The following is a 23140-nucleotide window of genomic DNA, read 5'->3' as shown; positions in this document are numbered from 1 at the left end:
TCAGTCCTCCGCCGAGAGCAGGCCCGAGCGCTTGCGCATGAGCAGCATGGTCACGGCCATCGCGATGACGAACAGGACGAGCGAGAGCACGCACGCCGCGCCCGTGTTGAAGTTCTGGAAGCCCATCGAGTAGACGAGCTGGGGGACCGTGAGGGTCGAGTGGTCCGGGTAGCCGGGCTGGATGACCGAACCGGGGCCGATGGAGACACCGGAGGCGATCTTTCCGGCGACGAGGGCCTGCGTGTAGTACTGCATGGTCTGCACGACGCCGGTCACGACCGCGAACATCACGATCGGCGTGATCGACGGCCAGGTCACGTACCGGAACTTGGTGAACGCGCCGGCTCCGTCCAGCTCGGCGGCCTCGTACTGCTCCTTCGGTACGTCGAGCAGCGCGGCCATGAAGATGACCATGAGGTCGCCGATGCCCCACAGGGAGAGCAGGACGAGGGACGGCTTGGCCCAGGTGGGGTCGTTGAACCAGTTCGGGCCGTCGATGCCGATCTTCGCCAGGACCTCGTTGACCGGTCCGGTCGCCGGGTTGAGCAGGAAGACGAAGGCGACGGTGGCGGCCACCGGCGGGGCCAGGTACGGCAGGTAGAAGGCGGTCCGGAAGAAGCCGACCCCGCTCTTGATCTTCGTGACGAGCAGGCCGAGCGAGAGCCCGAAGACCACCCGCAGCGCCACCATGATCACGACCAGCCACAGCGTGTTCCACAGGGCCGGGCCGAACAGCGGCATGTCCTGGAACACGTACTTCCAGTTCCGCAGCCCCACGAACGTGGGCGCCTTGATCTGGTTGTAGTGCATGAACGAGAAGTAGACGGTGGCCAGCAGCGGGTACGCGAAGAAGACGCTGAACCCGATCAGCCAGGGGGACAGGAAGCCCAGGGTGCGCAGTCTGCGCCGCGCGGGCCGGGAGAGTGTGAGTGCCATGGTGGGTGCTCCGCCCCTCAGTTCTGCGACTGCAGCGTGTCGGCGTCGATGAGCTTGTCGAGGCGTTTCAGCCCGGCCTTGAGGTTCGGGACCCGCCCGGCCTCCTCGGTGTACGAGAAGTCCTGGAGCTGCACGACGTACATGCCGCCGTTGGTGGACGGGGGCATCACCTGGCTGTACTTGTTCTTGGCGATGTCCAGGAACGTGCGGAACGTCGGGTCGGCGTCCAGCTTCGGCGACGTGAGGGCGGCCTTCGTCGAGGGCACGTTGTGGATCGCGTTCGCGAACTTCACGACCTGGTCGGTGTCCGCGGTCAGGAACTTCAGCAGCTCCCAGGCGGCGTTCTGGTGCTTGCTGCTGTGCGCGATGCCGGCGACGGTGCCGGTGAGGTAGCCGCGCCCGTACTTCTCCACCTGGTCGTCGGGGACCGGGAGCGGGGCCACGCCCCAGTCGAACTTCGCCTTGTCGTCGTTGAGCATCAGGCCCCGCCACTCACCGTCGAGGTGCATGGCGACCTTGCCGGTCAGGAAGGCGTTCTGGTTCGACATCTCGTCGCCGAAGGAGGTGCGGAACCGCTCCAGGGCGCCGTAGCCCCCCTGCGCGTCCATCAGCTTCCTCGCGGTCTCGAAGAACTCGTACGACGCCGGTTCCTTCGCGAGCCGGGACTTGCCGTCCTGGTCGAAGTAGGTCGGCCCCCACTGGGCGAACAGCCGGTCGGGGCTGTTCTGGTAGAAGCGGAAGTTCGGCATGAAGCCGACGCGCTTCACCGTGTTGCCGCTCTTCTCCGTCAGCTTCTTGGAGTCGGCGACGAACTCGGACATCGTCTTCGGCGGTTGCGTGATGCCCGCCTCCTTGAAGGCGTCCTTGTTGTAGTACATGCCGAAGGCGTCGGCGAGCAGCGGCAGCGCGCACTGGTTGCCGTCGTAACTGGTGTAGTCCAGAAGGGCCTTCGGGAAGGTCTTGTCCTTGTCGAGCCCGGTCTTCTTCATGAACGGGTCGAGGTCGGCCCACATGCCGGAGTCGCAGTACTGCCCGACGTTGTTCGTCGTGAACGACGACACGACGTCCGGGGCCTCGTCGCCGCCGGCCCGCAGGGCCTGGTTGACGGTGGCGTCGGAGACGTTGCCGGTGGACTGCACATGGATGTTCGGGTGGAGCTTCTCGAAGCGGGCGATCGAGTCGTTGATCGCCTTGACCTCACCGGACGCCGACCAGCCGTGCCAGAACTTGATGGTCACGGGCTTGGTCGGATCGTCGTCGGCGCTCCCGGTACTGGGATTGGCGCAGCCGGCGAGCAGCAGTCCGGCCGCGGCGAGCACCACGGGTGCGCGCAGGGGTATGCGCCATCGCGGCATGGCGAACGTCCTTTACGTGGGTGGGACGGGGGAGGGGGCTTGGGGGCTTCTGGGTACGGGGATCAGGCGCCGCTGGTGTCGAAGACGGTGTCGCGGGCCTGCGACAGGGCGGTGCGCAGGGCACCGGTGAGGATGGGATCGCCGGCCAGTTCGCTGATGCGCAACTGCGGCCGGGGCAGGGCGAGTCCGGTGAGTTCCCGCTCCACGCGCTCGCGCAGCGGGTCGCCGCCGGCCTGGGCGACGAGCCCGGACAGCACGACGAGTTCGGGGTCGACGACGGCGACGACGGCGGCGAGGCCGGTGGCGAGGCGCCGGGCCACCTCGTCGAGCACCTCGACGTCCTTCAGTGCCTCGGCGAGGTCCTCGGCACCGGCCAGCTCGCGGACGGCGGGGGCCGCCACCAGGGACTGGAAGCCGCCGCCCGCGTCGTTGCGGGCGTGCACGGACTCGCCGCCGCGGGCCAGCGGGGCGCCGGGCAGCGGCATGTAGCCGATCTCGCCCGCGCCGCCGGTCGCGCCGCGCAGCAGAACGCCGCCCAGCACGATCGCGGCGCCGACGCCCTCGTCGACGTAGGCGAGGACGAAGTCGTCGTGGTCCTGGGCCGCGCCCTCGTACTGCTCGGCGAGGGCCGCGAGGTTGACGTCGTTCTCGATGGAGACGGGGGTGCCGAGCACCTCGGCCAGCTCGGCGCGCAGCGTGCGCGAGTGCCAGCCGGGCAGGTGCGGGGCGTAGCGCAGCTGGCCGGAGTGCGGGTCGATGGCGCCCGGGGTGCCGATCACCGCGGCGGTCAGGTCGTCGTGGCCGAGCCCGGCCCGCTCCAGGGCGCCGTCGACCGCCTCGCTGACCAGCTGCGCGGTGCGGTGGCGCACGTCCTCCGCCACGGCGACGGCCTCGATCCGGAAGCGGCCGCGCTCGGCGCCGGTGATGTCGGCGACGACCGCGGTGATGCCGGTCGGGTCGGCGGACAGGGCGGCGACGTGCGCGGCGTCCGGGTCGATCTCGTAGAGCAGGGCGTTGGGGCCCGGGCGGCCGGTCTGGCTGCCCGTGGTGCGGACCAGCCCCGCCGCTTCGAGCCGCCCGAGGATCTGCGAGGTCGTCGGCTTGGACAGGCCGGTGAGTTCGCCGATCCGGGTGCGGGTGAGGGGGCCGTGGGCGACGAGGAGGTCGAGGGCGGAACGGTCGTTCATCGCACGCAGCACGCTCGGGGTGCCGGGGGTAGCGGCCATCTCGTGCTGTCTCCTCGCGGTGTCGCTATCGACTGTTAGGAAGGTTTCCTATCGGGTGCGAGGAACGTAAGTCGCAGGTGAAGGGGGCGTCAATAGGGGGCGGCCCGTGGTTGTCCAACTCGTTATTTCACCGCGGCCGGGCACGGGCGGCCGACGGGACGGGTGCGGGGATGCCCGCGGAGGGGGAGGAGGGGACGGAGGGATGCCCGGGTCGGTCGTTCATCCCCCCGTCACACACAAAGACCCGGATCGATGATCAGGCGGAAACGCCTTCGATCCGGGCCAGGGCCTCGTCCGCGCCGAACGGCTGCAAGTAGGGCAGCCAGCGCGGGTCCCTATGGCCGGTCCCGATGATGCGCCAGGCCAGGCCCGACGGCGGGGCCGGCTTGTGGCGCAGACGCCAGCCGATCTCCACCAGGTGGCGGTCGGCCTTCGTGTGATTGCAGCGGCGGCACGACGCCACCACGTTGTCCCAGACGTGCTGGCCCCCGCGGCTGCGCGGGATGACGTGGTCGACGCTGGTTGCGACGCCACCGCAGTACATGCACCGGCCGCCGTCACGGGCGAACAGCGCACGCCGGGTCAGAGGAACGGGGCCCCGGTAGGGAACCCGGACGAACCGCTTGAGCCGGACCACGCTGGGTGCGGGGACGGTGCGTGTGGCGCTGTGCATGAAGGCGCCGGACTCCTCGAGACAAGTGGCCTTGTTCTCCAGGACGAGTACGAGCGCGCGGCGGAGCGGTACGACGCCGAGGGGCTCGTACGACGCGTTGAGGACCAGGACATGCGGCACGGAATGCCTCCTTGTACGCCGGCGGCGCGTGGCTCGCGCCGGGACGATCTGTAGTCAGTCTCCCCTCATCGCTGGTCATGGCGCCACCATGTCCGCGTAACGGCCTTGAAGTGTTTTCGACCACATCGCGCTGCCCTTTGGCGTGAAATCCGCGAAGACGCGGGTGAGCGCCCGTGAGCACCGTCTCTTCGCCGAACATCTCGACGATCCGCACACGATGCCCCGTTAGTGTGGTGGGCCTGCCCGCTCCCGTCCCCGAGTCGTGCCGCCCTGTGGCGGGCAGAGGCAACGCCTGGAGGTACCTGCCGTGATCTTGTCCGTGCTGTCGGCCGCCACTGACACGGGCAGCCAGCAGCCCACGCTCAAGGACGCCCAGGAGCAGGCCGGCCAGGCCGCCAGCTGGGTCGAGGAGAACTGGTCCGACTGGCTCGCCCTCGGTCTGCGGATCCTGCTGATCGTCGCCATCGCCGCCGTGCTGCGCGTGGTGATCCGCCGGGCCATCACCAAGCTGATCGAGCGCATGAACCGCACGGCGCAGGCCGTCGACGGCACCGCGTTCGGCGGCCTCCTGGTGAACGTCGAGCGGCGCCGCCAGCGTTCGCAGGCCATAGGCAGCGTGCTGCGCTCCGTCGCCTCCTTCGTGATCCTCGGCACGGCCGCGCTGATGGTCCTCGGCGCCTTCAAGATCAACCTCGCGCCGCTGCTCGCCTCCGCCGGTGTCGCCGGTGTCGCGATCGGCTTCGGCGCCCGCAACCTCGTGACCGACTTCCTCTCCGGCTGCTTCATGATCCTGGAGGACCAGTACGGGGTCGGGGACACCATCGACGCCGGGGTCGCCTCCGGTGAGGTGATCGAGGTCGGCCTGCGCGTCACCAAGCTGCGCGGCGCCGAGGGCGAGATCTGGTACGTGCGCAACGGCGAGGTCAAGCGGATAGGCAACCTGTCGCAGGGCTGGGCCACCGCCGGCGTCGACGTCACCGTCCGCGCCGACGAGGACCTCGACAAGGTGCGGGCCGCGCTCTCCGAGGTCGGCGAGGAGATGAGCAAGACCGAGCCGTGGAACGAGATGCTGTGGGGCCCCATCGAGGTCCTCGGCCTCGACAGCGTCCTGCTGGACTCCATGGTCGTCCGCGTCTCCGCCAAGACCATGCCCGGCAAGGCCCTGACCGTCGAGCGCGAGCTGCGCTGGCGCATCAAGCGGGCCTTCGACGAGGCGGGCATCCGCATCGTGGGCGGCGTCCCGGTCGCCGTGGACGAGCCGGCCGCCGACCCGACGGCCGGGATGTCCGCGCCGTCGGCGTACGCCTCGACGACGTCACCGCAGTCGCTGGCGGCTTCGCCGCTGCAGAAGTAGCCGCCTCCCCGGCCCCGCTCAAGGCGCCCGCGCGTCAGGCCGCCCGCAGCTGCGACGGATGCACGGACCGGCGCAGCAGCGGCAGCGTCGTCGTCACGGCCACGGCGCAGGCCGCGAGCACGAGGACGGGGACGAGCAGGGGCAGCGCCCACGGTACGGACACACCCTTGGCGAGGGCGTAGGCCGTGTGCAGCGCGGTCCCGCCGATCGTCGCTAGGACGAGAGCGGGAGCCAGCGGCAGCACCGTCTCCAGGAGCAGCGTGCGCCGCTGGACGCGGTACGGAACCCCCGCGGCCGCCTGCGCGGTGAGCGCCCCGCGCCGGGAGGAGAGCGATTCGGCGGTGCCGGTCGCCAGTGAGACCAGACAGATCAGCAGGGCGATCAGGACGGCGGCGACCGTGACGTTGAGGCCGTACGTGTAGTAGCCGACGTCCTGGGGCACGCCCGTCTCCCGCTCGTTCGCGGCGATCTGGTCGAGAAGGATCCGGTAGATGCCGACCAGGCCGACGCCGACGACGGTGACCAGGACGAGCGCGGCGTGGCTGCGCGACGCCGCCCAGGGGTCCTGCTGAAGGCGGTGCGCGGCGAGGAGGACCTCGGGTCGCTCGGCCCGTGCGGCGAGGCGTCGGCCGACGGCCTTCGCCACGGCTCCCGAGGCCCAGATCGCGGCGGCACCGGTCAGCACCACCACCCCGACCAGCAGCGCCGGCAGGGCCGCGACATCGCCCCGGGAGCCGCGGACCAGGAGCGCCGCCGCCCCGATGAGCACCGCGCACAACGGCACGCCGAGCCCGACGAGCAGCCCGGGACCGCCCGTCGGCCGCTCCCGGCGGACGTGTCCGAGCGGCGACGCGATGACCCGGCGCAGCGCGAGCGCGCTGACCAGCGTGCCGGCCACCGGGATCGCGAGGGCCGTGAGCGCACAGGCGGCCCAGGCCGGCGGCTCGGTGACGTGTCCGGTGGCGGCCACCACCGCCGAGAACAGGACGAACCCGGCCGCCGCGCCCGCCAGGCAGGCGAGGCCCGCCTCCAGGGCGGCGATCCGCCGCACCCGCCTCGGGCACGCGCCCGCGAGCCGCAGTGCCGCCAGGCGCCGGTCACGGTGGACCGCGCCGACGCGGGCGCACTGCGCGAGGAAGCCGAGCACCGGGATCAGCAGGAGCAGGAGACCGGTGACGACCCCGCGTCGGGTGCCGGGCTGGTCGAGCAGTCCGTTGCCGAAGGAGAACGAGACCTGACCGCGGACGCTCCCCAGAGCCACCGCGGACGTCGCGAAGCAGGTCGCCGCGGTCGCGCCGAGCGCGGTGAGCAGCGCGCGCCGCCGCTCCAGCCGGTCCGCGCCGCGCGTCAGCAGCAGGGCGAGCCGCAGGTCGGAGCGGGCGCTCATCGGGTCACCCCCGCCACCGGCACGGAGGTCTCCCGCACCACCCCGTCGTGCAGGCTCACCTCCCGGTCCGCGTACGCCGCCACCTGCGCCTCGTGCGTCACCAGGACCACGGCCGCGTGGGTCTCCCGGGCGGCGTGCACGAGCGATGTGAGGACCTGCTCGGTGGCGAGGGAGTCGAGGGCGCCGGTCGGCTCGTCGGCGAAGACGGCCTTCGGCTCGGTCACCATCGCCCGGGCCAGCGCGACCCGTTGGGCCTGTCCGCCGCTCATCGCGCCGGGGTGCAGCTCGCGCTGGCCGCGCACGCCGAACCGCTCCAGCCAGGCGTCCGCGTCCGCCTGCGCTGCCGCGCGCTTGCGGCCCGCGAGCAGCAGCGGCAGCGCGACGTTGTCCAGCGCGGTCAACTCCGGGATCAGCTGACCGAACTGGAAGACGATCCCGAAGTCGGTGCGGCGCAGCGCGGACAGCCGCTCCTCGTCGAAGGCGTCGAGGCGCTCGTCGTCGTAGGCCACCGTCCCCTCGTCCGGCCGGACGATCCCGGCCAGGCAGTGCAGCAGCGTCGACTTGCCGCTGCCGCTGGCTCCCGTGACGGCGAGGATCTCCCCGGCTCGGACCCGCACCGAGGCGCCGTTCAGCGCGGGTGTCCTGCCGTACGCCTTCACGAGGCCTTCGGCGACCAGAAGTGTGCTCATGCTGCGGTGACCTCCGCGGTCAGGGTGGCGAGCCGGGCGGCGGTGGTGGTCATCCAGCGCAGATCGGCGTCGAGATGGGCGAGGGCGTAGTCGGCGGACAGGACGGTGGTCAGGTCGGCGCCCGGATCGGTCTTCAACGCGGTCAGCTCCCGCATCCGGGTCATGTGCGCGGTGCGCTGCGCCAGCAGATGGGCGGCCGGGTCGGCACCCGCGTCCGCGACGAGGATGGAGACGACGACCTTCGCGAAGATCTCGTTGGCGACGTGCGGGGCCGGCGGCGTGATCTCGCCCGCCCAGCCGAGCAGTTCGTGCCTGCCGCTCGGTGTCGACCGGTACAGGGTGCGCTCGGGACCGCCGTCGGAGTCGGTGCCGTCGACCTCCACGAGGCCGTCCCGGACCAGGCGCTGGAGGGTCGTGTAGACCTGCGCGTAGGCCAGCGGGCGAGCCTGTGGGAACCGCTCGTCGTGGCGTCGCTTCAGGTCGTAGCCGTGCCGGGGACCGGAGGCGAGCAGGCCGAGGAGGACATGACGGGTGCTCATGGGGTGAGTATGTACTGCGTATATGTACTGAGTACATAGCTGACCGCGGACGGGAGAAAGTGGGAGATGTGGTTCCGCTTGCCGCCCGGTCCCGCAGGGCGAAGATTTCCGGTCCCCAAGACCCTCTGGTCAATTTCCTTTCGTCGTTCACAATGTGACCAGCAACACGTTGGCCGGCCGAACAGGTCTGGACCCGGGATCTCGGGGTAGGGCTCTCGACTCACGACCCCCTTTGACGAAGGAGGCCCCCGTGGCCGCATCGGCTCAGCTTCTGCTCTCGGCGCTGTCCAAACAGGCGGACCCCGTGCTGTCCGTCACGGACCCGCTGACCGGAATCGACACCCTGTCCGGCACCGACACCACCACCTCGTCCTTCGAAGCACCCCTGACCAGCGAGCCGGCCTTCGCCGACTACGCGCCGCTGACCTCCGAGCCGCCGCTCTCCGACGAGCTGCCGCTCACCTCCGAGCCCACGCCGAGCGGCCTGGCCGCGGGGTGAGCCTCGCCCGCCTCGCCGAGCTGTACGGCGTGGCCACCTCCTACTCCCCGTCGCCGGGTGAGACCGTCCGCGCCTCCGACGCGGCCCTGACCGCCGCCCTCGCCGCCCTCGGCGTGGCCGCGGACGCCCCGGACGCGCTCGCCGCCCGCGAGGCCGAACTCGCGGCCCGCCCGGTGCCGCCGACCGTCGTGCTCTGGGCCGACGGCTCCACCCCCGAGTGGCTGCGGCGGCTGCCCGAGCGGGCCCGGCTCGCCCTCCGGCCCGAAGGGGCGCGGGAGTTCACCGCCTGGGACCCGGCCGAGCCGCCACCGCCCGGCGTGCACCGGTTACGGGTCGACGAGCCCGGCGGCCGCGGCACCGAGGCCCACCTCGTCGCGGCCCCGCCCACCGCCCCGCGCCCGCCCGGCCGCACCCACGGCCTGCTGGTGCAGCTGTACTCGCTGCTCTCCATCCGCTCCTGGGGCATGGGCGACCTCGCCGACCTCGCCGATCTCGCGTCCTGGTCGGCCCGCACCCACCACGTGGGCTTCCTCCAGGTCAACCCGCTGCACGCGGCCGTCCCCGCCGCGCCCGACGGCACCATGGACCCCTCCCCGTACCGCCCCTCCTCCCGCCGCTTCCCCGACCCCGTGCACCTGCGGATCGAGGACATCCCCGAGTACGCGCACGTGCCCGCCCGGGAGCGCGAGGCCGCCGCCCTGCGCGAAGCGGTGCTCGGCAAGGGGGAGTTGATCGACCGGGACGCCGTCTGGGCCCTCAAGCGCGAGGTGCTGGAGGCCCTCGTCCGGGACGTGCCGCTCACCCCCGGCCGCCGCGCCGCCTACTGCGACTATCTCGCCGCCCAGGGCACCGCCCTGGAGGACCACGCCACCTACCTGGCGCTCGCCGAGATCCACGGCCCCGACTGGCACACCTGGCCCGCCGCCCTCCAGGACCCGCGCTCGGCCGAGACCGCCCGCGCCCGGCGCGACGCGATGGACCGCGTCGACTTCCACTCCCGGCTCGCCTGGCTCACCGACACCCAGCTCACCGCCGCCCAGCGCACCGCCACCGAGGCGGGCATGCCGATCGGCCTCGTGCACGACCTCGCGGTCGGCGTGCACCCCGGCGGCGCCGACGCCTGGGCGCAGCGCGACGTCTTCGCCCAGGGCATGAGCGTGGGCGCGCCGCCGGACGCGTTCAACGCCCGGGGCCAGGACTGGGGCCTGCCGCCCTGGCGCCCCGACCGCCTCGCCGAGACCGGCTACGCCCCCTTCCGCGCCCTGCTGCACGACCTGATGCGGCACGCGGGCGCCGTCCGCATCGACCACGTCATGGGGCTGTTCCGGCTCTGGTGGATCCCCGAGGGCGAGGCGCCCACCGAGGGCTGTTACGTCCACTACGACGCCGAGGCGATGCTCGCGGTGCTGCTCCTGGAGGCGTCGCGCACGGGCACGTACGTCATCGGGGAGGACCTGGGCACCGTCGAGCCCGGTGTGCGCGAGACGCTGCACGCGCGCGGGGTGCTCGGCACCTCCGTGCTCTGGTTCGAGCGTGACTGGGAGGCCCCGGGGGAGCCGCCGGTGCCGCCCGAGCAGTGGCGCACGGACTGCGTGGCCACCGCCACCACCCACGACCTGCCGTCCACCGCGGCCCGGCTCACCGGCGACGACGTACGCCTGCGGGAACGCCTCGGGCTGTCCACGGCCACGCCCGCCGAGGCGGCCGCGGAGGTCTCCGGCTGGCTCGGCCTGTTCGCCCGGCTCGGCCTGCTTGCGGGCGCCCCCGGCGACGAGGAGGAGTCGGTCCGCGCCGTCCACCGCTTCCTGCTGCGCACCCCCGCGCGGATGACCGGGATCTGGCTGCCCGACCTGATCGGCGACCGGCGCCCGCAGAATCTGCCCGGCACCTGGGACGAGTACCCCAACTGGCGGCTCCCCGTCGCCGATGCCGCCGGACACCCCGTCACCCTGGAGGACATCGCCTCATCCCCTCGCGCCCACGCCCTGCTCAGCGTGTTCTCCGCGCCCGTCGTGCCTCTTACAGGCCCCCCGGACGCGCGGTCCGTTTAGGCGTTCGCTACGTTTGAACCGTGGACAAGAAGAACGCCCTGCGCGCCGGCGCCCTGGCTTCCGGTACGACGCTGATGATGCTGCTCATGTCGTCCCCCGCGCTCGCGCTCACGCGCGACGACGGCGACGACCCGGGATCCGGCCTGAGCGTGATCGACACGCTCGGTCTGTTCGTCGTGGCCCCGCTGGTCATCTTCGCGGTCATCGCCGGCCTCGTGATCCTCGGCGACAAGTCCCGCAAGCAGCCCAAGCAGGGCTGACCCGCACACTCCCGACGAGGGCACCCGCCACGGCTCAGCCGCGGCGGGTGCCCTCGACGCGTTCCGCCGCCCCGCCTGCTCCGGGTCCGGGCGGACCCGCCGGGCGAACGGTGCCGACCGCTCGCGCGTGCCAACAAACGTGGGCCAACAGCTGTTGACAGCTCGGGGTAGCGGCTCTACGCCTGCCAACAGGCGTTGACCAACGGGTGTTGGCCAAGAGGTGTCGGCACCGTGGGTCCCTGTCGGAGGAGGCCACCATGAACGGCACCGCGCACTCCGTGATCGTCGTCGGCTCCGGCCCGACGGGCCTGCTGCTCGCCGGGGACCTGGCGGCCGCCGGGGTTGCCGTCACCCTCGTCGAGAAGCGCCCCCACGGGATCAGCAACCTCTCCCGCGCCTTCGCCGTGCACGCCCGCACCCTGGAACAGCTCGACGCGCGCGGCCTGGCCGACGAGATCGACCGCCTCGGCAAGCGGCTCGGCCGGCTCCGCCTCTTCGGCGGGCTCACCATCGACCTCACCGGCCTCCCCTCCCGCTTCAACCACCTGCTCGTCCTGCCGCAGTACGAGGTCGAGAAGGCACTGGAGCGGCGGGCCGTCGAGGCCGGGGTCTCCTTCGCGTACGGGACCGAGGTGACGGGCCTGGTCCAGGGCACGGACGGCGTCACCCTCCGGGTCCGGCGCGGCGACGGGGCGCGGGACGAGCTGAGCGCCGCCTACGTCGTCGGCGCCGACGGGATGCGCAGCGCCGTGCGGGAGGCCGTCGGGCTGCCCTTCCCCGGCCGGTCCGTCATCCGCTCGGTGGTCCTCGCCGACGTACGCCTCGCCGAGCAGCCGGAGGACCTGCTCACCGTGAACACCGTCGGCGACGCCTTCGCCTTCATCGCCCCCTTCGGCGACGGCTACCACCGCGTCATCGGCTGGAACCGCGCCCACGACGTCCCCGACGACGCCCCGCTCGCCCTCGACGAGATCAAGGAGATCACCCGGCTCGCCCTGGGCCGCGACTACGGCATGCACGACGCCCGCTGGATGTCCCGCTTCCATAGCGACGAACGCCAGGCGCCGCACTACCGCGTGGGCCGGGTCCTGCTCGCCGGGGACGCCGCGCACGTGCACACCCCGGCCGGCGGCCAGGGCATGAACACCGGCCTCCAGGACGCGGCGAACCTGGGCTGGAAGCTGGCCGCCGTCCTCAACGGCCGAGCCGACGCAGCCCTGTTGGACACGTACGAGGCCGAGCGCCACCCCGTCGGCAGGGCCGTGCTGCGCAGCAGCGGAGGCATCGTGCGGATGGCGATGGCCAAGCGTCCGTGGACGCTCGCCGCCCGCGCCGTGCTGGCCGGCGTCCTCGCCCGGGTCCGCCCCGCCCGCACCCGCGCCGTCGGCCGGATCACCGGCATCGGCGTCCGCTACCCGGCGCCCAAGGGCTCCCACGCGCTGGTCGGCAGGCGGGTCCCCGACATCGCGCTCGACGGCGGCACCCGGCTCTACGAGGCGCTGCGCGCGGGTGAGTTCGTGCTGATCCTGCCCCGGGGCGAGGCGTACAAGAACGACGCGGTGCGGATCGCGCACTGGGCGAGCGGCCGGCGCACGGCCCTGCTCGTACGGCCCGACGGCTACGCGGCCTGGGCGACGGACGCGCTGCCGCAAGGGGGAGTCAACTCAACAGACTTTCCAAGGGAGTTCGCCGGATACGCGTTGCGCTAGTGCGTCTGCCGCCGGACTTCGGGGACGAGGGGCTGCGGACGCGGCTCTCGGCCCGGGCCCGCCGACGCAAGGTGGTTGAAGCGTGGTGAGCACGCCTCTGTGCCGCGGGCGGCCGGGTTCGTATGGTGAGGAGATGACGGGGGAAACGGGAGACAACGCCCTGAGCCTGGCGGAAAGGGTTCGGGCGCACATCTGTGACGAAGGCGCCGCCGTCGTGCTGCGCTCCGAGCCCAAGCTGCCCCAGGCGATGCGGTCCTGGGGTCCCGAGCGCGTCGTCGCCGCGACGGTCGTTCGGGACGCGTTCCGCCGCCGGGCCGCCGGGCAGGACGGCTCGCACCGCGTCCACCTGCAAGGTCTGGTGATCGACGGACACCTCGACCTCGACTGCCTGACCACCGAGGCCAATGTGCGCCTGCTCGACTGCCACTTCCGCGACGGCCTGTCCCTGGACAACGCGCGCCTGTCGTCGCTCGATCTCAGCGGCAGCCTCTTCGAGGACGGGGCCGGGCCGTGCGTCTCCGCCGACAACCTCGTCCTCCGCTTCGACCTGCGGATGGAGCGCGCCCACATCGTCGGCAACGCCCACGACGTCGCCCTGTCCCTGCACGGCGCGGACATCTCCGGCTGCCTGCTCGCCACCGGCATCGTCATCGGCCACGCGCGGGGCCCGGCCGTGGACGCCACCAACCTCGTGGTCAAGGGCGATCTGCACCTCAACCGGGGCACGATCACCGGGCACCACCGCACGGCCGCGCTGACCCTGCGCGGGGCCAGCGTCGGCGGCCGGGTGCAGCTCGCGGGGACGGAGCTGCGCAACGACCGGGGCCCGGCCGTCCAGGCCGACCGGATGAGGGTCACCACGGGGCTGCGCATGCGCGGCGCCACCGCGACCGGGACCGACGACAAGTACGCCATCGTGTCGCTGGTCGACGCCGTCGTCGGCGGCAAGGTCGACCTGCGCCGGACCACGATCGACAACACCGCGGGCCCGGCCCTCGTCGCGAGCAGGCTGAAGGTCGAGGGCGACCTGAACCTCGACGAGAGCCGCGTCACCGGCACCGGGGAACGCCCCACCGTGAACCTGTTCAACACCTTCGTCGCGGGCACGCTGTCCATGACGGGCGCCCGCCACAGCAACAGCAGCGGCTGCGTGCTGAACGCCCAGCGGGCCGTCGTCGACGGCGACGTACGGCTCGACAGATCCCGGTTCCGGAGCCGCACCGACCGGGCCGCCGCGGTCAATGTGTTCAACGCCCAGGTCGGCGGCTACATGTCCCTGTCCAGGGCGCAGATCGTCAACCAACTGGGGACCGCCCTGTTCGCCGTCCAGCTCAAGGTCTCCGGCGACCTGCGGCTCGACCAGGGGTTCCGGGCGGCGGGCGGCGGCACCGACGGGGCGGTGCGGCTGCACGCGTCCAGGATCGGCGGCTTCCTCGACCTCCGGACGGCCCGGCTGACCGCGACCCGGGGGCCGGCCCTGTCCGCCCGGTCGATGGAGGTCCTCGTCGACCTGCGGGCCGACGCCGTCACCGTCAGATCGCGGGGCGCGGCCGGGGCGACCGCGCTGCCGCCCATGATCGACCTGCGGGACACCAGAGTCAGCGGACGGCTCGCGATGTCACCGCAGACCATCGCCGACAACCGCGCCGCCGTCCGGCGCAAGCTCATCGCCGTCGACGACATGGTCTTCGGCGTCCTCGACCCGCGGATCTCCGTCAAGGACTGGATCCATCTGCTGGCCCACGACACCCCCGCGTACACCTCCCAGCCCTACCAGCACCTCGCGGGCCTGTACCGGGACCAGGGCGACGAGCGCGACGCGCGGCAGGTCCTCATGGCGCAGTACCGGGACCAGCTGACCCGCGCCGACGGGCAGGGCTTCTTCGTGCGCACCTGGCAGAAGATCGCGGGTCTGACCATCGGCTTCGGGCACCAGCCGTGGCGGGCGGTGTTCGGGCTCGTCGCGATCTTCGTCACCATGAGCATGCTGGCCCTGTGGGGCGGCGGGCTGACCGGCGACGACTGCCACGCGGTGCAGCGGATCGGCCGCGCCGTGGAGGCGGGCCTGCCGCTGATCCGGGTGCAGCAGCTCGAAGGCTGCTCGGCCGACGACGGCACGGCGGGCCTGGCCTTCATCCTCGCGACCTGGGTCGCCCAGGTCACCGCCTGGATGTTCGCCACCCTCTTCATCGTGGGCCTCACCACGGCGGTGCGCCGGCGCCCCTCCTGACACGCGCGCGGTCAGGAGGCCGCGGGCAGCGGCGCGGCAGCGGGCGCGGGCGGGGACGCCAACCGGTCCGCGCACAACCGGCGTTGGAGCAGCGAGAGGCCCAGGACGCCCGCCCCGAGCGCGATCCAGCCGAGCGGTCCCGCCGCCATCACCCCGGAGGTCAGCGCGGGCGGGCCCACCGACTTCTCGACGGACTGGGACATGCCGGCCACCCCGAGGTAGGCCGGGCGGGCGTCCTCGGGGGCGAGCAGCACCGCGAGCTCCCACGAGCTGACGGACCGCATCAGCTCGGCCAGCGTGACCAGCACCGCGCAGCCGATCAGCAGCAGCGACGCCTGCCAGGCGCCGCCCGCACCGGACAGGGCGAGCAGGACGCAGCCGAGCAGGGTCAGCAGGCCGTAGCGGGGCAGGGCGCGCAGCGCGCCGCCCGGACCGGCGAAGCGCGCGCTGACCCGGAGCTGGAGCACCACGACCAGGACCGTGTTGACGACGAGGAACGCCGGGACCAGGGGGTGCGGCGCGTCGGTGTGGTGGACCAGCCACAACGGCAGGCCGACTTCGAGGATCGCCCCGTCGAGATTCATGGGGACGTCGAGGAGGGCGAACAGCAGATAGCGGCGGTCGCGCCAGGGGGTGCGCGGGGAGGGCGGGGCGGGGGAGCCGGAGCGCGCCGGGGCGGCCGCGGTGCGCCGGCGCGGCGTCGTACGGAGCACCAGCGCGGCGGCCGCGACGAACGACGCGGCGTTCACGAGGATCAGCGCGCGATAGGCGCCGAGCGTGCCGACGGCGAGCCCGATCGCGGCGATCCCCGCCCCGGCGCCGTACGCGGCGTTCGCGACACTGCGGAACAGCGCCTGGTACGTGGCCCGGCGCTCGCCCGCGACCTCGGTGGCGAACACCATCTCCAGGGTCTTCGCCGCCCGGTCCCCGGCGCAGATCAGCGCGACGACGGCGAGCAGCGCGGCGAAGCCGGTGAGCGTGAGCAGCGCGAGCACGGCCCCGAGCCGCAGCGCGTGGCACCACACCAGCAGGGCCCGTACGGAGAAGCGCTGGGCGAGCCGGCCCGCGACCGGCGATCCGGCGATGCCCGCGACCCCGGCCGCGCCGAGCAGCAGCCCGAGCCGGCCGCCGTCCATGCCGACGACGAACGTGAAGTACAGCACGGAGGCGGCCGCCCACACGCCCGTCCCGGTCCGGTCGAGGAACTGCCCGAGCAGCATCAGCCGGGCGTCGCGTCCGCCGGGCGGCCGCCGCAGCTGGGCCAGCAGCCCGGTCCTGTCCCGTCGCATCGTGGACCTCCCCCTCGCCCGCGGATCCCGACGGACCCGGTGAACCCTCACGAACTCCGGAAGTCTCGCGATCAAGAATCTTGATGTCAAGGTATTTTTTCGCGTCTCGCCCCGTACGTTGACCTCATGAGCGACGACGAGCCGCGCCGGGACCGGTGGGACATCAAGAAACTGGTGATCCTGCGGACCCTGCGCGAGCGCGGCACCGTCACCGCCGCCGCCGAGGCCCTGCTGATGACCCCGTCCGCCGTCTCCCAGCAGCTCACCAACTTCGCCAAGCAGCTCGGCGTGCCGCTCCTCGAAGCTCGGGGGCGCCGGGTCCGGCTCACCGACGCGGCGCATCTGGTGCTGCGGCACGGCGAGGCCGTCTTCGCCGAACTGGAGCGCGCCGACGCCGAGTTGGCGGCCTACCTGCGCGGCGAGTCGGGCGTGGTGCGGGTCGCCGCGTTCTCCACCGCCGTGCCCGCGCTCGTCGTGCCCGCCGTACGGGCGCTGCGCGCCGAACGCCCCGGCATCACCGTCCGCGTCCGCGAGGCCGAGGCCGCGCAGGCCTACGAACTGCTCGCCGCCGGAGACGTCGACCTGGCCCTCTCGCTGGCCGCGCACGCGCCGACGGCCCGCGACCCCAAGTTCACGCGGGTGCCGCTGCTCGCCGACCCGCTGGACGTCGCGCTGCCCGCCGGGCATCCGCTCGCCGCCGAACCCGGCCTCCGGCTCGCCGATCTCGCGGGCGAGCCCTGGATCTTCGGCGGCTCGGGACCCTGGTCCGAGATCACCACCACCGCCTGCGAGGCCGCCGGGTTCGTGCCCGAGCAGGCGCACAGCGCGGCCGGCTGGACCGCCATCCTCGCCATGGTCGAGGCGGGCATGGGCGTCGCCCTCGTGCCGAGGATGGCCGCCGCGCGCCGCGACGGCGTCGTCATGTGCGCGCTGGGCGCCGACCGTCCCGTACGGCACGTGGTGGCGGCCGTGCGCCGGGGCGCGGAGGAGGGGGCGGCCGTGCGGCGGGTCCTCGACGCCCTGGCCGCTCAGCAGGAGACCTTTCAGCAGAACTGAACAAGAACCCCGAAAACTTTCGATGGACCTGATGTCCCGTGCGGCCCGACAGTGGGGTCATGACAACGACGCCCGGAACGGACCCGCACGCCAACGACGCCTCCCCCTACGCGGGCGGCGACCCGTACGCCGACTACCGCACCTTCGGTGACCCCGCCGGGTTCACCGAGCTCGTCGACCTCGCCGACCGGCGGCTCGGCGCCGGAGTCATCGCCGCCAACGACGAGTTCTTCGCCCAGCGCGAGAACCTGCTGGTGCGCGAGCGCGCCGTCTTCGACCCCGAGCACTTCGGGCACAAGGGCAAGGTCATGGACGGCTGGGAGACCCGGCGCCGCCGCGGCACCTCGGACGCGCCGTTCCCGGCGCCCGAGGACCACGACTGGGCGATCGTCCGGCTCGGGGCGCCCGGCGTCGTGCGCGGCATCGTCGTCGACACCGCCCACTTCCGCGGCAACTACCCGCAGCGCGTGAGCATCCAGGCCACCAGCGTCGCCGGTGCGCCCGGCCCCGAGGACCTCCTGGCCGACGACGTGAAGTGGGAGGAGATCGTGCCGGTGAGCCAGGTGCGCGGGCACGCCGCGAACCACTTCACCGTCACCTCGGAAGCCCGCTTCACCCATCTCCGGGTCTGCCAGCACCCCGACGGCGGCATCGCGCGGCTGCGGGTGCACGGCGAGGTCGTGCCCGACCCCGAGTGGCTCGACCTGCTCGGCACCATCGATCTGGTCTCCGTACTCAACGGGGGTGTGTACGAGGACGCGTCCGACAAGTTCTACTCGTCGCCGACGCAGATCATCCTGCCGGGCACGTCGCGGAAGATGGACGACGGCTGGGAGAACCGGCGGCGCCGCGTCCACGGCACCAACGACTGGGTCCGCTTCCGGCTCGCCGCGCAGGGGGAGATCCGGGCCGTGGAGATCGACACCGCTTATCTCAAGGGGAATTCGGCCGGGTGGATCGCGCTGAGCGGGCGCGACGGGGAGACCGGCGAGTGGTTCGAGATCATCCCCCGTACGCGCTTGCAGCCCGACACGCTGCACCGCTTCCCGCTGCCCGGGGGCGCCGTCGCCACGCATGTCCGGCTCGACGCGTTCCCTGACGGGGGTGTGGCCCGGATGCGCGTGCACGGCGCTCTGACGGAAGCGGGCCGCTCGGCGCTGGCTGCCCAATTCGCACGTTCCTGACCCGCGGCCCGGTGGGGGCTGGTCGCGCAGTTCCCCGCGCCCCTGAGGCATGCGCTGACGCGCAGCCTCCCCCGGCGCCCCTGGGCGAGCGCAGCTCGCTTCAGGGGCGCGGGGAACTGCGCGAGGAGCGGCCACCGGCCGTCAGACAAACGACAACCCAGGGGCGCGGGGAACTGCGCAAACGGCAGCACCCCGCACCCCGCAAAGAGCTACGCGTCGGCGCCCTGCGCCTTCAGGGCGCGCTCCACACCCGCGCGGGACTCCGAGACCAGGCGGGCCAGGGCCGCGCTCGGCTGAGCGGAGTCGAGCCAGGCGTTCGTCGCGGCCAGCGTCTCCTCGGAGACCTGGACCGACGGGAACAGGCCCACCGCGATCTGCTGCGCCATCTCGTGGGACCGGGAGTCCCAGACGTCCTTGAGCGCCGAGAAGTACTTCTCGGTGTACGGCGCCAGCAGCTCGCGCTGATCGGTCTGGACGAAGCCCCCGATCACGGCCTCCTGCACCGCGTTCGGCAGCTGGTCCGACTCGACGACCGAGGCCCAGGCCTCCGCCTTGGCCTCGGGAGTCGGCCGGGCGGCGCGCGCGGTGGCCGCGTGCCGCTCACCGGCGGCGGTCCGGTCCAGCTCGTACTCGGCGGTGATCTCCGTCTCGTCGAACCGCCCCACGGCCGCGAGCCGCTGCACGAACGCCCAGCGCAGCTCGGTGTCGACGGCGAGCCCCTCGATGGTCTGGCTGCCCTCCAGCAGGGCGTCCAGCACGTCGAGCTGCTCCGGCGTACGGGCCGTCGCCGCGAAGGCACGGGCCCAGGCCAGCTGGTGGTCGCTGCCCGGCGCCGAGGTCCGCAGATGCGTCAGGGTCGCCTCGGTCCAGCGGGTCAGCAGCGCGTCACGGTGCGCCGGGGCCGCGTACAGGTCGAGGGCCAGCTTCACCTGCCGCTGGAGCGACTGGACCACGCCGATGTCGGACTCCTTGGCCACCCCGCTGAGCACCAGGTCGAGATAGGCGCTGGCGGACAGCTCGGCGTCCCGCGTCATGTCCCAGGCGGACGCCCAGCACAGGGCGCGCGGCAGCGACGCCTCGAAGTCGCCGAGGTGCTGCGTGACGAAGGCCAGGGACTCCTCGTCGAGCCGCACCTTGGCGTAGGACAGGTCGTCGTCGTTGAGCAGCACGACGGCCGGGCGGTGCTTGCCGACCAGCTGCGGCACCTGCGTCGACTCCCCGGCAGTGACGTCGAGTTCGACGCGCTCGCCGCGCACCAGCTTGCCGCTCGCGTCGTCGAGGTCGTAGAAGCCGACGGCGATCCGGTGCGGCCGCAGCGTCGGCTCGCCCTTCGCGCCGGCGGGCAGCGCCGGAGCCTCCTGCCGGATGGCGAAGGAGGTGATGACACCGTGCTCGTCGGTCTCGATCTCCGGCCGCAGGATGTTGATGCCGGCGGTCTCCAGCCACGCCTTCGACCAGGACTTCAGGTCACGCCCGCTGGTCTCCTCCAGCGCGCCCAGCAGATCGCTGAGCCGCGTGTTCCCGAACGCGTGCCGCTTGAAGTACGCCTGCACGCCCTGGAAGAACTCGTCCATGCCGACGTAGGCGACGAGCTGCTTGAGGACGGAGGCGCCCTTCGCGTACGTGATGCCGTCGAAGTTGACGAGCACGTCGTCGAGGTCGTTGATCTCCGCCATGATCGGGTGCGTCGACGGCAGCTGGTCCTGCCGGTAGGCCCACGTCTTCATGGAGTTGGCGAACGTCGTCCACGAGTGCGGCCACTTCGAGTCCGGCGCGTACGCCTGGCAGGCGATCGACGTGTAGGTGGCGAACGACTCGTTCAGCCACAGGTCGTTCCACCACTCCATGGTGACCAGGTCGCCGAACCACATGTGGGCCAGCTCGTGCAGGATCGTCTCGGCCCGCACCTCGTAGGCCGCGTCCGTCACCTTGGAACGGAACACGTACTGGTCGCGGATGGTGACCGCGCCCGCGTTCTCCATCGCGCCCGCGTTGAACTCCGGCACGAAGAGCTGGTCGTACTTGGCGAACGGGTACGCGTAGTCGAACTTCTCCTGGAACCAGGCGAACCCCTGCCGCGTCACCTCGAAGATCGCGTCCGAGTCGAGGTACTCGGCGAGCGAGGGCCGGCAGTAGATGCCCAGCGGCACGCTCTGGCCGGTCTCCGGGTTGTCGTACGACGAGTGCACCGAGTGGTACGGGCCGACGATCAGGGCCGTGATGTACGAGGACATGCGCGGCGTCGGCTCGAAGTGCCAGACGTCGTCCTTGGGCTCCGGGGTGGCGGAGTTCGAGATGACCGTCCAGCCCGTCGGCGCCTTGACCGTGAACTGGAAAGTGCCCTTGAGGTCGGGCTGCTCGAAGTTCGCGAACACGCGCCGCGCGTCCGGCACCTCGAACTGCGTGTACAGATAAGCCTGCTGGTCGACGGGGTCGACGAAGCGGTGCAGGCCCTCACCGGTGTTCGTGTAGGCGCAGTCGGCGACGATCCGCAGCTCGTTCGGCCCCGACTCCAGGTGCGCGAGCGCGATCCGCGAGTCGCGGAAGACGGCGGCGACATCGAGCGAGCGCCCGTTGAGCACCACCTCGTGCACCGCGTCGGCGATCAGGTCGATGAAGGACTCGGCGCCCGCCTCCGCGCTGTCGAAGCGCACGGTGGTCACGGACCGGAACGTGCCGCCCTCCTGCGCGCCGGAGAGGTCGAGATCGATCTCGTACGAGTCAACGGTGAGCAGCTTCGCCCGCTGCTGCGCCTCTTCTCGGGTCAGATTGGTGCCAGGCACGCGGTCATCTCCTAGTGCGGTCTGTCGTTTGTGACGATTCCGGCCATCCTTCCACGCGGGGTACCCGAACGCGATGTCCGTTTTCCGCCGGTGAACACGGCTCTCCCGCGCGACCGTGGACGGCATGACCAGGTACCCCGCACAGCCCATCGGCCCCACCGCTCTGAAGGAACTGCGCGACGTCGACGACGCGGGCCGCGCCTGCGTCCCGTACACCGCGACCGAGTCCGACGCCGGCTCCCCGCTGCGCTGCTGTCTGCGCCCGGTCCGGGAGTGCGACCGCATCGCGCTCGTCTCCTACGCGCCGCTGCGCCGCTGGGCGGCCGGGACGGGCGCGGCCCCGGGCGCGTACGACGAGCAGGGCCCCGTCTTCCTGCACGCCTTCGCCGACGACTGCCCCGGCCCGGACGCGGACCCGCAGCGCTACCCCTTCGACCGGCCCGGCGCCCTGCGCACGCTGCGCCGCTACGACGCCCGCGGACACATCGTCGGCGGCGCGCTGTTCGAGATCCCGGCCGACGCGACGGCCGGGTTCGACGCGGCCCTCGACGAGGCGTTCGCCGACCCGGCCGTCGTCCTCGTGCACGTCAGGGCCGTGGAGTACGGCTGTCTGCACTTCGCGGTGCGCCGGCCCCGCTGAGCGCGGGCCGCGTCAGCCGCCCAGCGAGATCTGCCACGGGCCGTCCGCGCCGATGCGCAGCATCCCCGGGCCCTGCACCGGGGCCAGCACATCGAGCCGGCCCACCTCGTTGACCAGCAGGTCCTGGTCGTCGGGCCAGTCGGGGTCGGTGGAGCGCAGATAGTGCCAGACGGTGAAGTTGCTCTCGCCCTGGTGCGCGAAGGACAGCACGCCCTGACCGCCCTCGTACACCAGCAGATCGGGTCCCGCGCCGTGCACCGTGCGGTCGACGCGCCGGGCCTGGCCGAGCGGCAGCACCCGCAGCGTCCACGGGGAGTCCGCCTCCACGAGCAGCGCCAGCGGCCGGTCGTCGGGGACGGTGGCGAGGGTCCGGCCGTGCACCTCGTCCGCGTAGGCGTCGAGCAGCAGCTCGTCGCTGCGGCCGTACGCGTCGCAGGAGTAGATGCTCACCGAGATGCTGTCGCGGCACTCGATGTCGACCACGACGCGGCGGCCCGGGGGCAGGTTCGGCGGGCAGGTGACCCGCTGCTTGGCCCGGCCCTGATGGACGTAGGGCGGGAAGTCGACGGTGAGTTCGTCGGGGCCGCCGGGGCCGTTCCAGAGGCCCGTGGCGGGCGCCGTGGGCGGAGTGTCCTCGACGCCGATCCCGAAGTCGGTGGCCAGACCGGCGAGTCCGGAGGCGTAGCCCTGGCCGACGGCACGGAACTTCCAGGTGCCGTTCCTGCGGTAGAACTCCCCGAAGACGAAGGCGGTCTCCGTGCTCGCGTCGCCGATGGCGAAGGAGGCGACCGGTGCGCCCTCGGGGGTGGCGACATGGACGGCGAGCCCGGGTATCCGGCCGAACGCCTCGTCGTCGGCGGAGGCGGCGATCACGACCCGCTCCACCCCGGGCTCCACGGCGTTCAGGTCGAGCCAGATCCAGTCGGTGCCCGAGGGCCCCGGCGTCTGCCCCTTGCCGAGGTGGCGGACGGACTTCGAGTGGTGCTCGCGCTGGTTGTAGAAGACGAGGTCGGCGTCCGAGCGGACCCGGCCCGCCGCGTCGAGCAGCAGGGCCGAGACGTCCACATCGGGAGTCCCGGGACCCTGCTGCCAGGCCACCGCCACCTGCAGAGCTGCTGAGGGAACAGGAAGGTTTCCGCCCTTGGCCATCTCAGTCATGG

General features: G+C 72.4%; 19 protein-coding genes. 9 read left to right on the top strand and 10 right to left on the bottom strand.

Features of this window, described 5'->3' with window-relative positions; genetic code table 11:
• The 4 genes from K377_RS19095 to K377_RS19080 form a co-directional block, all read right to left on the bottom strand.
• On the bottom strand, positions 1 to 936 hold the full coding sequence (locus K377_RS19095) for a carbohydrate ABC transporter permease (RefSeq protein ID WP_111664632.1): 936 nt from the start codon (positions 934 to 936) through the stop codon (positions 1 to 3).
• 17 nt (positions 937 to 953) lie between these two features.
• Complete coding sequence (locus K377_RS19090; RefSeq protein WP_111664631.1) at positions 954 to 2291, bottom strand: ABC transporter substrate-binding protein; 1338 nt, start codon at positions 2289 to 2291, stop codon at positions 954 to 956.
• Between the two features lie 62 nt (positions 2292 to 2353).
• Positions 2354 to 3517 (bottom strand): ROK family transcriptional regulator, encoded by a 1164-nt coding sequence (locus K377_RS19085; protein ID WP_111664630.1) that lies wholly within the window; start codon positions 3515 to 3517, stop codon positions 2354 to 2356.
• A 256-nt stretch (positions 3518 to 3773) separates the two neighbouring features.
• Positions 3774 to 4310 (bottom strand): HNH endonuclease, encoded by a 537-nt coding sequence (locus K377_RS19080; protein ID WP_018531511.1) that lies wholly within the window; start codon positions 4308 to 4310, stop codon positions 3774 to 3776.
• A gap of 307 nt (positions 4311 to 4617) precedes the next feature.
• On the opposite strand from K377_RS19080, the gene K377_RS19075 reads away from it, so the two are divergent.
• Entirely contained in the window at positions 4618 to 5664 is a 1047-nt protein-coding gene (locus tag K377_RS19075) for a mechanosensitive ion channel family protein (protein WP_111664629.1), read from the top strand.
• Positions 5665 to 5698: 34 nt separating this feature from the next.
• Here the strand turns inward: K377_RS19075 and K377_RS19070 are convergent, their stop codons facing one another.
• From K377_RS19070 to K377_RS19060, 3 genes are read right to left on the bottom strand one after another with little or no spacing between them, the layout of a single operon-like run.
• Positions 5699 to 7051, bottom strand: coding sequence for an FtsX-like permease family protein (locus K377_RS19070; protein ID WP_111664628.1), 1353 nt, complete (start codon positions 7049 to 7051; stop codon positions 5699 to 5701).
• On the bottom strand, positions 7048 to 7740 hold the full coding sequence (locus tag K377_RS19065) for an ABC transporter ATP-binding protein (protein WP_111664627.1): 693 nt from the start codon (positions 7738 to 7740) through the stop codon (positions 7048 to 7050). Before K377_RS19065 ends, K377_RS19070 begins: the two co-directional genes overlap by 4 nt.
• Positions 7737 to 8279: a PadR family transcriptional regulator gene (locus K377_RS19060; RefSeq protein ID WP_111664626.1), complete on the bottom strand. Its 543-nt coding sequence runs from the start codon at positions 8277 to 8279 to the stop codon at positions 7737 to 7739. Before K377_RS19060 ends, K377_RS19065 begins: the two co-directional genes overlap by 4 nt.
• Positions 8280 to 8529: 250 nt before the next feature.
• On the opposite strand from K377_RS19060, the gene K377_RS19055 reads away from it, so the two are divergent.
• The 5 genes from K377_RS19055 (at position 8530) to K377_RS19035 (ending at position 15028) form a co-directional block, all read left to right on the top strand.
• Positions 8530 to 8778 (top strand): hypothetical protein, encoded by a 249-nt coding sequence (locus K377_RS19055; protein WP_111664625.1) that lies wholly within the window; start codon positions 8530 to 8532, stop codon positions 8776 to 8778.
• Positions 8775 to 10829: a 4-alpha-glucanotransferase gene (gene malQ, locus K377_RS19050; RefSeq protein WP_111664624.1), complete on the top strand. Its 2055-nt coding sequence runs from the start codon at positions 8775 to 8777 to the stop codon at positions 10827 to 10829. The genes K377_RS19055 and malQ overlap by 4 nt, the downstream gene beginning before the upstream one ends.
• A gap of 20 nt (positions 10830 to 10849) precedes the next feature.
• Positions 10850 to 11089: a hypothetical protein gene (locus K377_RS19045; RefSeq protein WP_111664623.1), complete on the top strand. Its 240-nt coding sequence runs from the start codon at positions 10850 to 10852 to the stop codon at positions 11087 to 11089.
• Between the two features lie 257 nt (positions 11090 to 11346).
• Positions 11347 to 12798, top strand: coding sequence for an FAD-dependent monooxygenase (locus K377_RS19040; RefSeq protein ID WP_111664622.1), 1452 nt, complete (start codon positions 11347 to 11349; stop codon positions 12796 to 12798).
• Positions 12799 to 12931: 133 nt separating this feature from the next.
• Entirely contained in the window at positions 12932 to 15028 is a 2097-nt protein-coding gene (locus tag K377_RS19035) for a hypothetical protein (protein WP_111664621.1), read from the top strand.
• An 11-nt stretch (positions 15029 to 15039) separates the two neighbouring features.
• Here the strand turns inward: K377_RS19035 and K377_RS19030 are convergent, their stop codons facing one another.
• Complete coding sequence (locus K377_RS19030; RefSeq protein WP_258395081.1) at positions 15040 to 16368, bottom strand: MFS transporter; 1329 nt, start codon at positions 16366 to 16368, stop codon at positions 15040 to 15042.
• A 75-nt stretch (positions 16369 to 16443) separates the two neighbouring features.
• Here K377_RS19030 and K377_RS19025 point away from each other — a divergent pair, with 75 nt between their 5' ends.
• Both K377_RS19025 and alc read left to right on the top strand, forming a co-directional pair.
• Entirely contained in the window at positions 16444 to 17373 is a 930-nt protein-coding gene (locus K377_RS19025) for a LysR family transcriptional regulator (protein ID WP_111664619.1), read from the top strand.
• A gap of 59 nt (positions 17374 to 17432) precedes the next feature.
• Complete coding sequence (alc, locus tag K377_RS19020) at positions 17433 to 18557, top strand: allantoicase (protein ID WP_111664618.1); 1125 nt, start codon at positions 17433 to 17435, stop codon at positions 18555 to 18557.
• Positions 18558 to 18766: 209 nt separating this feature from the next.
• Here the strand turns inward: alc and pepN are convergent, their stop codons facing one another.
• Positions 18767 to 21340, bottom strand: coding sequence for an aminopeptidase N (gene pepN / locus K377_RS19015; protein ID WP_111664617.1), 2574 nt, complete (start codon positions 21338 to 21340; stop codon positions 18767 to 18769).
• Positions 21341 to 21464: 124 nt separating this feature from the next.
• Between pepN and K377_RS19010 the strand changes: the two genes are divergently transcribed.
• Positions 21465 to 21980, top strand: a complete 516-nt coding sequence (locus tag K377_RS19010) for a DUF1203 domain-containing protein (RefSeq protein WP_111664863.1) — start codon at positions 21465 to 21467, stop codon at positions 21978 to 21980.
• 12 nt (positions 21981 to 21992) lie between these two features.
• On the opposite strand, the gene K377_RS19005 is transcribed toward K377_RS19010, so the two are convergent.
• Positions 21993 to 23138: a TerD family protein gene (locus K377_RS19005; RefSeq protein WP_111664616.1), complete on the bottom strand. Its 1146-nt coding sequence runs from the start codon at positions 23136 to 23138 to the stop codon at positions 21993 to 21995.
• Positions 23139 to 23140: the final 2 nt, after the last annotated feature.

Origin of the sequence: Streptomyces sp. PsTaAH-137 (assembly GCF_003259365.1) — a bacterium.
In the GTDB taxonomy this organism is placed as follows: Bacteria; Actinomycetota; Actinomycetes; order Streptomycetales; family Streptomycetaceae; genus Streptomyces.
This window is presented reverse-complemented; position numbering and strand designations above follow the sequence as displayed.